At 76.6% G+C, this 10746-nt stretch carries 11 protein-coding genes; 5 read left to right on the plus strand and 6 right to left on the minus strand.

Annotation, left to right across the window (positions count from 1 at the left end; all coding sequences use genetic code 11):
- Positions 1-5 precede the first annotated feature (5 nt).
- On the minus strand, positions 6-1001 hold the full coding sequence (locus tag ACI79P_RS17135) for a DUF2877 domain-containing protein (protein ID WP_456582263.1): 996 nt from the start codon (positions 999-1001) through the stop codon (positions 6-8).
- A gap of 260 nt (positions 1002-1261) precedes the next feature.
- Between ACI79P_RS17135 and ACI79P_RS17140 the strand changes: the two genes are divergently transcribed.
- Both ACI79P_RS17140 and ACI79P_RS17145 read left to right on the plus strand, forming a co-directional pair.
- The gene (locus ACI79P_RS17140) at positions 1262-3199 is read left to right on the plus strand and encodes a helix-turn-helix domain-containing protein (protein WP_456582264.1); all 1938 of its coding nucleotides are present in this window, start codon (positions 1262-1264) and stop codon (positions 3197-3199) included.
- A 62-nt stretch (positions 3200-3261) separates the two neighbouring features.
- On the plus strand, positions 3262-4020 hold the full coding sequence (locus ACI79P_RS17145) for an SDR family NAD(P)-dependent oxidoreductase (protein ID WP_456582265.1): 759 nt from the start codon (positions 3262-3264) through the stop codon (positions 4018-4020).
- Between the two features lie 130 nt (positions 4021-4150).
- On the opposite strand, the gene ACI79P_RS17150 is transcribed toward ACI79P_RS17145, so the two are convergent.
- On the minus strand, positions 4151-5695 hold the full coding sequence (locus tag ACI79P_RS17150; protein ID WP_456582266.1) for a UDP-N-acetylglucosamine 1-carboxyvinyltransferase: 1545 nt from the start codon (positions 5693-5695) through the stop codon (positions 4151-4153).
- A 161-nt stretch (positions 5696-5856) separates the two neighbouring features.
- Between ACI79P_RS17150 and ACI79P_RS17155 the strand changes: the two genes are divergently transcribed.
- The 3 genes from ACI79P_RS17155 to ACI79P_RS17165 all read left to right on the plus strand — a co-directional run bounded on the left by ACI79P_RS17155 (position 5857) and on the right by ACI79P_RS17165 (position 8682).
- Positions 5857-6516, plus strand: a complete 660-nt coding sequence (locus ACI79P_RS17155; RefSeq protein WP_456582267.1) for an SDR family oxidoreductase — start codon at positions 5857-5859, stop codon at positions 6514-6516.
- A 113-nt stretch (positions 6517-6629) separates the two neighbouring features.
- A complete protein-coding gene (locus tag ACI79P_RS17160; RefSeq protein ID WP_456582268.1) occupies positions 6630-7565 on the plus strand; it encodes a DMT family transporter in 936 nt (311 codons plus the stop codon).
- Positions 7566-7665: 100 nt separating this feature from the next.
- A complete protein-coding gene (locus tag ACI79P_RS17165; RefSeq protein WP_456582269.1) occupies positions 7666-8682 on the plus strand; it encodes an Acg family FMN-binding oxidoreductase in 1017 nt (338 codons plus the stop codon).
- 46 nt (positions 8683-8728) lie between these two features.
- Here ACI79P_RS17165 and ACI79P_RS17170 read toward each other — a convergent pair whose 3' ends face one another.
- The 4 genes from ACI79P_RS17170 to ACI79P_RS17185 form a co-directional block, all read right to left on the minus strand.
- Positions 8729-9544: a DUF998 domain-containing protein gene (locus ACI79P_RS17170; RefSeq protein WP_456582270.1), complete on the minus strand. Its 816-nt coding sequence runs from the start codon at positions 9542-9544 to the stop codon at positions 8729-8731.
- The gene (locus tag ACI79P_RS17175) at positions 9532-9912 is read right to left on the minus strand and encodes a hypothetical protein (protein ID WP_456582271.1); all 381 of its coding nucleotides are present in this window, start codon (positions 9910-9912) and stop codon (positions 9532-9534) included. Before ACI79P_RS17175 ends, ACI79P_RS17170 begins: the two co-directional genes overlap by 13 nt.
- 86 nt (positions 9913-9998) lie before the next feature.
- Complete coding sequence (locus ACI79P_RS17180) at positions 9999-10199, minus strand: hypothetical protein (protein WP_456582272.1); 201 nt, start codon at positions 10197-10199, stop codon at positions 9999-10001.
- Positions 10200-10277: 78 nt separating this feature from the next.
- Positions 10278-10616 carry a hypothetical protein gene (locus ACI79P_RS17185; protein WP_456582273.1) on the minus strand — a complete coding sequence of 113 codons (339 nt, stop codon included), beginning with the start codon at positions 10614-10616 and terminating at the stop codon, positions 10278-10280.
- Positions 10617-10746 lie beyond the last annotated feature (130 nt).

A 10746-nucleotide genomic window follows, 5' to 3' on the forward strand; every position in this document is an offset into this window, starting at 1 on the left:
CCGGCTCAGCGAACCCGCGCGGTCCGGTCCACGAGGTCGATGGCGGTGCACAGCCCGAGCGCCATCGCCCGCCCGCTGGTGGCGCCCGTGGAGAGCAGCCGCGCGATCGCCGGGGCCAGCGGGCGCTCGCCGACCAGCCCGCGGAGGACCGCGGCGTACTCGCCGCTGACCTGACCGGCGGCCGCGTGCCTCAGGAGCGCGCGGGACAGCTCGGTGGTGCGGCCCCCGGCGAGGGAGACCACGCCGGCGGCGAAGCGCTGCGCCGAGGGGTGCCCGAGGAGCACCAGGCCGGCGATCGTGCCGGCCACGACGTCGTCACCGGCGGGCGTCAGCCCGGGGCCCAGGCCGATGAGCCGGGTCGCCGTGCGCAGCGCCGCCTCGAGGTCCGCCCGGCGCACCGCGCCGCGGAGGGCCGCCAGCGGGCCGCCGGGGCCGGTGGGCAGGCCGGGCAGCGTGAAGGCGCTGTGCGGCACGCCCTCCCCGTAGAGCGCGTTGCGCAGCTGGCGGACGCCCTCGGGCAGCAGGGCGGGGCGGCCCCCGGGCAGCCGCGGGCGCGGGTCCCACCAGGCGGAGGCGCTGACGGCGAGGTCGCCGACGACGATGCGCCCGCCGCCCACCTCGGCGGGGGCGCCGGTGGAGACCCCGACCAGGGGACGGCCGTTGCTCGGGCGGAACAGGACGCAGCCCAGCGGCAGCCGGGCGGCGTCACTGGTCAGGACGCCGACCACCTCGCCGGCGCCGCGCTCGCCCCCCACGTAGACGTACACCGCGGCCGGCACGCTCAGCAGCACCCGGGCGGGGCGGACCGGGCCGCGGAGCACGTCCGCGACGGCGGTGCTCGCCGCGGCCGGGACCGCTGACGGCGTCGGCACGGAGGGGGTGGTGCGGCCCGACTCGCGTGGCAGGGGGATGGTCGGCACACCCGCCCGCGCGGCGCGGCCGCGCTGGGCGAGGTGCGGGTTCAGGCCGCTCCGGACCTCGGTGTCGTCGATCGCGCGCATGGGACGCCTCCACCCCGTAGGGACGGCGGAGGCCGGTGCGTCGGCGCCCGCCCGTCGCCCCACCGGCCCGCCGGGGCGGTGCAGGGGCCCCTCACGGAGCGCCTACGATCCAGCGAGCAGGTGGAACGACGTCGAACCTAAGCGGCGCGTCGCACGCCCTCGTATGGCGGATGTCGCCAAGAATGGGGTCCGGCGTCCGGGGACACCTGACAGGCTTCTGCCGTGTGGCACCCTGGACGACGACTGGAAGGGGATGCCTTGTGACACAGAGTGACGCGTCGCTCAAGTCGTCCACCCACGGTAATGGAACCACCCCGTTCCGTCGTAACTGGGCGGTCGCCGAGTCGCCCCGCATCGCGCGGCGCGACGAGCGCACGAGCTGGCAGCAGCGCATGGGTCTGACCGTGGAGGAGGCCCTCGGGCTGCCGGTCCTCGCCGGCAGCAGCGTGACCACCGGGGGGGCCGGTCTGGGCCGCGTGATCCGGCACATGGTCGTCGACGACCCCGCCGAGCCGCTGGCCGCCGCCGGCCCCGACGTCCTCGTCGTCCTGGGCGCGCGCCTGCCGCCCGCCGACCCGGCCAGCTGCCGTGCGCTGGTCGAGCGGCTCGACGCCATCGGCACCGCCGCGCTGGCCTACCGGCGGGTCGACGGCCCCCCACCGCTGCCCGCCGAGGTGCTGGCCGAGGCCGAGCGCCGCGGTCTGCCGGTGCTCGCGCTGCCGCCGACGGCCCGGCTGGACGAGATCGTCTCCGGCGTCCTGGGCGCCGTCGTCGCCAAGCAGGGGCAGGCCCTCGCGCTCTCCTCGCGCATGGACGACGAGTTCACCGAGGTGGCGCTGACCGGCGGTGGGCTCGCGGAGGTGACCCAGCGCCTGGCCGTGATGCTCGAGGGCGCCGCGGTCCTCGGCCTCGGGCCTGACCGGGAGGTCGTCACCAGCGCCGGCCCGTCCGACGACGTCGACGAGATCAGCGACTGGCTGTGGCTGCTCGACGCCGCCGCCGACGACGAGCTGGCGGCGATGGCGCCGTCGCTGCGGCTCTCGGGGGTCCGCGCGGACCAGACCGTGGTCACCCCCGCCGATCTGGACGCCGACCTCTCGCCCGCCGACGGCATCCTGCTCGTCCCGGGCCACCACGAGCTGCCCGGCGGGATCGGCGAGTACGCGGTGGCGCCGATCATGGCCGGCGAGCAGCGGCACGGCTGGCTGGTCGCCGTCCACCGCACCGGCGCGATGATGCTCGGTGCCGGTGGTGTGCTGGAGCGGGCGGCCGTCATCGCCGCGCTCTCGGTGATCCGCCTCCAGGCCGTGCACTCGGTCGAGCTCCGCTTCCAGGGCGACCTGGTGCGCCGGCTGGTGGGTGGCGCGGTCGGCCACACGGAGCGGACGCTGGCCTACACCCGCTCGTTCGGCTGGCGGCTCGACGGGCCGGTCGCGGTGCTGGTGACCGCCACCGAGACCATGGCGGACGCCGCCGCGGACCCCACCCGCGCCCTCGACGTGCTCGACCGGCTCGCCGACGGCTGGCGGGCCGCGCTGGAGTCCGAGGTGGCGGGTGCGGCCGTCGCCGGGCTGGCGACCGAGATCGTGACGCTGCTGCCCCTGGACGGGCGGACCATGGAGGAGCTGTCGGCCCTGGTCTCGGCGGTGAGCTCCCGGGTGAACGGGCGGCTGCGCCGGGTCGGCCGCGTGCTGGGCACCGGCATCGGCCGCCCCGCCGGATCGCTCTCCGAGCTCGCCGAGGTGCACCGCCAGGCGCAGCGCGCGCTCGGCGTGGGGCAGGAGATCCACGGCGGGTCGGCGGTCACCCACTTCGACCAGCTGGGGGTCTTCCGGTTGCTGTCGCTGATCCCCGACAGCACCGAGCTGCGCTCCTACGTCGACGAGGTGCTCGGCCCGCTGGCCGACGCCGCCGACCACGACTCCGCGGATCTCCGCGAGACGCTGCGGGTCCTGCTGGAGACCAACCTCAACGTCGCGGAGTCCGCCCGGCGGCTGCACTTCCACTACAACACGATGCGGTACCGGATCGGGAAGCTCGAGCGGCTCCTCGGCCCGTTCACCACCGACCCGACGTTGCGGCTGAACCTGCTGCTGGCCCTGCACGCCGCCCGCATGCGCGGGTTGGACCAGCCGGCGCGGCCACCTCTGGACGGCGGCATCGGCCTGCCGGACGACGGCTTCGACGCCCTGCTCTGACGCCGTCGCCACCTCGCTCGGAGGACGCAGCGCCGCAGCGTGCGGCGCGGGAGGAGATCCGCATGACCCAGCCCGACCGCCCGCTCGCCGGCAAGGTGGCCCTCGTGACCGGGGCGTCCTCCGGGATCGGCGAGGCGACGGCGGTCGCGCTCGCCGGAGCGGGGGCCGCCGTCGCCCTGGGCGCCCGGCGGGCCGACCGGCTCGAGGCGCTCGCCGGCCGGCTCACCGACGGCGGGGCGACGGTGCTGCCCCTGGCGCTGGACGTCACCGACGAGCGGGCGTGCGCCGACGCCGTCGCGCGCACCCGGTCGGAGCTGGGCGGGCTCGACGTCCTGGTCAACAACGCGGGCGTCATGCTCCTCGGCACGATCGCCGGGGCCGATCCCGAGGACTGGCGCCGGATGGTCGACACCAACGTCATGGGGGTCCTCTACATGACCCACGCGGCGCTGGACGGCATGCTCGAGCAGGGCTCGGGCGACATCGTGAACATGTCGAGCGTCGCCGGGCGGCAGGCCCGCAAGGGCGCGGGCGTCTACAACGCCAGCAAGTGGGCGGTGAACGCCTTCAGCGAGTCGCTGCGCCAGGAGGTCACCGGCCGGGGTGTGCGGATCTCCCTGGTCGAGCCCGGCGCCGTCACCACCGAGCTGACCTCGCACATCACCCAGGTCGAGGCCAAGGCCGCCTCCGAGCGGATGCACGCGAGCATGCGGGCGCTGCACGCCGACGACATCGCCCGGGCCGTCGTCTACGTGGTGACCCAGCCGCCGCACGTCGCGGTGAACGAGGTGCTGGTCCGCCCGACCGACCAGGAGCGCTGAGCCGGTCGTCCGGGTCCGCGCCGGCAGGCCCGCGGCCCGGGATCAGGGGCCCTGATCGTGGAGCGTCCTCCCTCACGGCACACGGTGAGGGAGGACGCGTTCGGATCAGGTCAGCTGATCGTCGCCGGCCCTAGTCGCGGAAGACCTCGATGTCGGCGCCCATCTCGACCAGGCGCTCGTAGAGCTGCTCGTAGCCGCGCGCGATGATGTCGACGTTGCGCAGCACCGACGTCCCCTTCGCCGCGAGCATCGCCAGCAGGATGCAGACGGCGGGCCGCAGCGCCGGCGGGCAGACCACCTCGGCGGCCCGCCACCGGGTCGGCCCGGTGGCGAGCACGCGGTGCGGGTCCAGGAGGCGGACGTCGGCGCCGAGCCGGGTCAGGTCGGAGAGGTGGATCGCCCGGTTGTCGTAGACCCAGTCGTGGATGAGCGTCGACCCCTGCGCCTGCGCGGCGATGACGGCGAAGAACGGCAGGTTGTCGATGTTGAGGCCCGGGAAGGGCATCGGGTGGACCTTGTCCAGCGGCGCCTTGAGCTCCGACGGGTGGATGGTGATGTCGGCCAGCCGCGTGTGCCCGTTGTCGGCCACGTACTCGGCGGAGAGCTCGTAGCGCAGCCCCATCTCGGCCAGCACCGCCAGCTCGACCTCGAGGAAGTCCACCGGCGCCCGGGCCACGGTGAGCTCCGAGCCGGTGACGATCCCGGCGGTGAGCAGGCTCATCGCCTCCACCGGGTCCTCGCTGATCGTGTAGTCGACGTCGGCGTCGAGCACCGGCCGCCCGCGGACGACCAGCGTCGTCGAACCCATGCCCTCGATGTCGACGCCCAGCAGCTGCAGGTACAGGCAGAGGTCCTGGACCATGTAGTTCGAGCTCGCGTTGCGGATGGTGGTCGTGCCGTCGGTGCGGGCGGCGGCCAGCAGCGCGTTCTCGGTGACGGTGTCCCCGCGCTCGGTCAGCACGATGGTGCGGTCGGCCGCGGCCGGCCCGTCGACGCCGACCTGGTACTCGCCGGCGTGGGCCTCGACGGCCAGGCCGAAGGGGCGCAGCGCGATCATGTGCGGCTGCACCGTCCGGGTGCCCAGGTCGCAGCCGCCCGCATAGGGCAGCCGGAACGAGCGGGCCCGGTGCAGCAGCGGCCCCAGGAACATGATGATGCTGCGGGTGCGCCGCGCGGCGTCGGCGTCGATGCCGTCGAGGTCGAGCTCCTCGGGGACGACGAGGGTGAGGTCGTGCCCGTGCTCGTCCCAGGTGGCGGCGACGCCGATGGAGCGCAGCACGTCGAGGATGCGCTCGACCTCCACGATGCGGGAGACGTTGCGCAGGGTGGTGCGGCCCCGGTTGAGCAGCGAGGCGCACAGCAGCGCGACGGCGGCGTTCTTCGAGGACTTGACCGCCACCCGGCCGCGGAGCGGGTGCCCGCCGGTGACGCGCAGGTGGGCCGGGCCGGCCGGGCCGAGCCGGATCAGCTCGCTGTCCAGGGCGGCGGAGAGCCGGCCCAGGAACTCGAGGGTGAGGTTCTGGCTGCCCTGCTCGATGCGCGCGACGGCGCTCTGGCTGGTGCCGAGCCGCTCGGCGAGCTGCTGCTGGGTGAGACCGCGGTGGCGGCGGGCGTCGCGGACGAGCGCCCCGATCCGCCGCACGGCTTCGTCGGCTGGCTGGTCGGTGAGCGTCACCCGGACACGTTATCTCGTATCTGAGATGAGGACCGCACCCGCCGCGGCGGCGCGGGACGGAAGACTGCCCCCCGTGGACGTACTGGTCACCGGCGGCACGGGCCGCCTCGGGGGGGGACCTGGTCCCGCAGCTGCGGGACGCCGGGCACCAGGTGCGGTCGATGTCGCGCCGGGGCACCGGCCCCGGCGGCGTGCGGGGGGACCTCGCCACGGGGCGGGACCTGGCGCAGGCGGTGGCCGGCGCCGAGGTGGTCGTGCACGCCGCCAGCGATCCCCGGGGCGACCCGTGGGAGGTCGACGTCGCCGGCACCCGCAGGCTGGTCGAGGCGGTCGACCGAGCACGGCCGCCGCACCTCGTGCACGTCTCCATCGTCGGCGTCGACCGGATCCCGCTGAGCTACTACCGCGCGAAGTACGCCGCCGAGCAGGTGCTGCTGGCGTCGGGGCTGCCGGTCACGCTGGTGCGGATCACCCAGTTCCACGGGTTCGTCGACGAGCTGCTGGGCACCGCGCGCCGCGGACGGCTGCTGCCGGTGCCCATGGGCTGGCGCGTGCAACCGGTCGACGTCGCCGACGCCGCCGCCCACCTGGTCGACCTCGTGGGCGCCGCGCCCTCGGGCGGGGTCGTGGAGTTCGGCGGCCCCGAGGAGCACTCGGTGGCCGACCTGGCCAGGGCATGGGCGGCGGTGCGGGCGCCGGGCGCGCACGTCATCGCCACCCCCGTGCCCGGCCGGCTCGGGACGGCGGTGCGCGATGGTGCGGCGCTGCCCACGCGGGGTCCGCGCGGCCGGCGCACCTGGGCCGACCACCTGCGCGGCTGAGCGCCGGCGCGGACCGCAGCGTTCCTGCCGGATCCCGCAGCGCGGGTGCCAGCGGCGTGCCGCGGCCGGAAACCGCCGGAGTCGCGTCGGTGGGCGGCCCTAGGGTCCCCGACGTGACCACTCCCGCCGCCCCCGACGGCCGCACGCTGCTCGCCGTCGCCGTCACCGTGCTCGCCTGGGCCTCGGCGTTCGTGGGCATCCGGGCGGTCGGCGAGGACGTCTCGCCCGGCGCCCTGGCGCTGGGTCGGCTGCTGGTGGGCACGCTGGTGCTGGGGCTGCTCGTCGCGCGCCGGGGCTGGGTGCGCCCGGTGGCCCGCGACTGGCGGCTGCTGGCCGTCTGCGGCCTCGGCTGGTTCGCCGTCTACAACGTGGCGCTGAACGCCGCCGAGCGGCACCTCGACGCGGGGACGACGGCCATGCTGGTCAACATCGGGCCGATCCTCATCGCCGTGCTCGCCGGGCTGCTGCTCGGCGAGGGGTTCCCGAGGTGGCTGGTCGTCGGCCTGGCCGTGGCCTTCGGCGGGGTGCTGCTGATCGGGCTGTCGACCCGCGGCGCGGACGCCGACCTGGTGGGGGTCCTGCTCTGCGTCGTCGCGGCGGTCACCTACGCGGTGGGCGTCGTGGCGCAGAAGCCGCTGCTGCGGCGGCTGCCGGGCCTGCAGGTCACCTTCACCGCCTGCGCGATCGGCGCGGTGGCCTGCCTGCCCTGGGCCGGTGCGCTCGTCACCGACCTGGGCACCGCGCCCGCGGGTTCGGTGGCGGGCCTGGTCTACCTGGGTGTCGTCCCCACGGCGCTGGCCTTCAGCACCTGGGCCTACGCCCTCTCCCGCATGGACGCCGGGCGCCTGGGCGTCACCACCTACCTGGTGCCCCCGCTGGTGATCCTGCTCAGCTGGCTGCTGCTCGACGAGGCGCCGCCGCCGCTGGCCCTCGTCGGGGGCGTGGTCTGCTTGGCCGGTGTGGCGGTGTCCCGCCGGCGGTCCCGGCCGGCGCTGGTGCCGGCGGCCGGGATGCCCGCCGCACGGGCCGGGGCGGCCGGCCGGGGGTAGGCGCCGGCGACCGGGTGTGCACCGCGACGCGGCGATGGGGTAGGCACGCACCGGGGCCGCCGCCGGTGGTCCTGCGTGGCGACCGGCCGGGAGGTGCGTGGTGGAGGAGCAGGACTGGGCGCAGGTGGTGGCGGCGGCCACGCGGGCGCCGTCGATCCACAACACGCAGCCGTGGCGGTTCGTGGCCCGCCCCGACCGGCTGGAGCTGCACCACGACCCGGAGCGCGCCCTGCCGGTGCTCGACCCGTCCGGCCGGCAGCAGGTGATCAGCTGCGGCGCCCTGCTCGAGTTCGCCGTCGTCGCGCTCGCCGCCGGCGGCCGCGACGCCGAGGTGACGCTGCTGCCGGACGACGGGTCGCCGGGCCACCTCGCGACGGTGCGGGTCGCCGGCGCAGCCGAGGCATCCGAGGACGACCGCGCGCTGGCCGAGGCGATCGCCCACCGGCACACCGTGCGGGCGCCGTTCGAGCCGCGGGCGGTGCCCGAGGAGCTGCTCGACCGCCTGCAGGCGGAGACCGCCGCCTTCGGTGCCTGGCTCAAGCCGATCACCCGCTCGGAGGAGGAGGTCGCCACGGTGTTCCTCATCTCCCGGGCCGAGGAGATGGAGCAGGGCGATCCCGCCTACCTCGCCGAGCTGGAGCGGTGGCTGCGCACCGACCCGGCCGCCGAGGACGGCGTGCCGGTGGGCGCCGTGCCCAGCGGCGACCCCCACGAGCGCGCCTCCGACTGGCTGATCCGCGACTTCGTGGCGGGGCAGCGCGAGCAGCACGCGTTCCGGGCCGCCGGCGACCCCACGGCATCTCCGCCGGAGGTGGAGCGGCCGGCGGTCGTGCTCATGGGCACCGACGGCGACGACCGCGCCGACTGGCTGCTCGCCGGGCGGGCGCTGGGCCGCCTGCTGCTGCGGGCGACCGCGGCCGGGCTCGTCGCCTCGCCGCTGACCCAGGCGCTGGACTGGCCGGCGACCCGCGCGCGGATGCAGTCGCGGCTGTCGCTGGTGGGGCACCCGCAGATGCTGCTGCGGCTGGGCTACCCGCGGCCGGTGGACGTCGCGGCGCCGGCGGTCAGCGGCCGGCGCCCGGTCCGCGACGTGCTGCGGTTCGAGCCCGCCGGCTGACCGCCGGGGCGCTCAGCAGCCGGCCCCGCTCAGCAGCCGGCGCCGCTCAGCTCTGCCGGCGCCTGGGGGCCCAGGGGTCCTCGGGGTCGCCGTCCTCGCCGTCGTCGGCCGGTGCCTCGGAGTCCGGGCCTCCCGTACCGGCCCGCCGGTCGCGCCCGGCGGCGGACTCCAGAGCGGCGTCGCGGGCGCGGGCCAGCTCCTCCTGCCGCGCGCGCTCCCGGGCGCGCTCGGCGCGCAACGACGACCCCGCCGCGGCCAGGTCCCCGCGGCGGCCCAGCCACCACAGGACGGCGCCGCTCAGCGCCAGGGCGATCGGTAGCGGGTAGGCCGCCAGGCGCTCCATGCCGCCCTCGCCGAGGTACCGGGTGACGCCGGTCAGGAAGAAGATGGTGCCGGCGGTGGCCGCGATGCCGAGCAGCACCACGACCGTCCCCAGCGCCTCCGACAGCGGCCGGACGGCGTAGGCGAGCGCGACGAGCCCGAGGGCGCCCCCCACCAGGTACAGCACCGCGCCCACGGTGTGCACGGTGCCGTTGCCGTCGGTGGGGAACACCCCGACCAGGAGCACGCCCACCGCGGCCGCGCCCAGCAGCGCCGGCACCGCGCGCGCGGCCCCGCCGCGCAGCGCCGGGAGGAGCAGGAGGGCCCCGCCCAGGATCAGCGCGGCCTGGACGACGAACGAGGCGTTCATCAGCTGCCGGCCGGGGGAGTCGGCGGCGCCCAGTGCGCTGATAACGTCGCCCGCCCGGGAGTACGGCCCGGTGTAGCGGGCCTGCGCCACGGCCTCCACGACGAAGAACTGGAGGGTCAGGACCCAGGCGAGGGCGCCCGAGCGCAGGCGGTGGGGAGTCACGGCAGCCATCGTCCCAGCTCCTCCGGCGGGATCCGCTCGAGGACGGCGGACAGCTGCGCGGCCGAGAGCCAGGACGGGTTGCTGCCGGCCGGCATGCGCAGCACCTCCGCGCCGGTGAAGGCGGGATCGGCGCGCAGCTCGGCCCGGCCGACCGGTGCGTCGAGGCGGAGCAGGCGGACCGGGACGACGGGGCCGTCCGCGGTCTCGCCCACCGGCCCGGTGACCCGGCCGATCGCGTGGACGCCGGGCGCCACCGGCCCGCTCACCCACAGGAGGACCGGCTGCCCGGCCGCCACGAGGTCGAGGCGGTAGCTCCGGCGCACGCAGCGCGCCAGGTCACGGGTGGTGCCGGGCAGCCAGCCGGCGTCGACGGCCACCGGTGACCGGGCGCTCTTGAGCAGCCAGCCGGCGACGTCGGCGGCACGCAGCCGCGCCGGCGCCGCCGGCCGGGACGTCCGCGCGGTCAGTCGGTGGCCGAGTGCAGGTCGGCGCCGGCCGGGTCGGCGTCGTCGGACCCGACGGCCTGCCGCTCCTGCTCGGTGCGGTGCTCCAGGACCTCGTCGCTGGGGTGCGGGTCCTTCGCGTGCTGCGTGCGGTCGCGGGTCGGGTGCTCCTGCGGCTCCATCACGTCGTCGAGGTTCGGGGTGTCGTGCGGGCCGGTCATCGTGGTGCCCTCCGATCTGTCGGGATGCGGTCGGGGAGGGCCATAGCCCCGACCCGGTCCCGCTAACCGGGACGGCGGTCACCGCGGCTCGAGGCGGGCCGCCGGCAGCCACGCCTCGACCAGCGCCGGACCGTGCGGGCCGCGCACCGTGTAGGCAACCCGGCCCTGCCAGGCGCCGTCCCGCTGGCGCCACTCCACGAGCAGGCCCGGCCAGGTGCCGGGGGAGTCGGGCGGGTCGCGCACCCAGCAGTGCCGCCCCTCGCCGCCGCCCCCACCGGCGTTCGGGGACCCCGCGACGGCGGCACGCGGGTGCGGGCCGGTCGGCGCTGGGGGAGGGGCCTCGGGGACGACGCCCGACTCCGCCGCCCGCTCACCCAGGGAGCGGCCGCCGCGCCCCCGGTTCATCCCGCCCGCCACGGGAGCAGTCTCGCACGCCCGTCGAACATCTGTTCGACGGCGCACCGGCCGCGGGACGCGGAACGGGCGCTCTCCGCGGTGATCGCGGAGAGTGCCCGTCCGGGGTGCTGCGTCAGGCGGCGGGCGTGAT

This window comes from Blastococcus sp. SYSU DS0510 (assembly GCF_054050835.1).

Bases quoted from the DNA above. Each gene is read 5' to 3' on its own strand.
- ACI79P_RS17135 (WP_456582263.1), bottom strand. From the start codon at position 1,001: ATGCGCGCGATCGACGACACCGAGGTCCGGAGCGGCCTGAACCCGCAC.
- ACI79P_RS17145 (WP_456582265.1), top strand. From the start codon at position 3,262: ATGACCCAGCCCGACCGCCCGCTCGCCGGCAAGGTGGCCCTCGTGACC.
- ACI79P_RS17155 (WP_456582267.1), top strand. From the start codon at position 5,857: ATGTCGCGCCGGGGCACCGGCCCCGGCGGCGTGCGGGGGGACCTCGCC.
- ACI79P_RS17170 (WP_456582270.1), bottom strand. From the start codon at position 9,544: ATGGCTGCCGTGACTCCCCACCGCCTGCGCTCGGGCGCCCTCGCCTGG.
- ACI79P_RS17180 (WP_456582272.1), bottom strand. From the start codon at position 10,199: ATGACCGGCCCGCACGACACCCCGAACCTCGACGACGTGATGGAGCCG.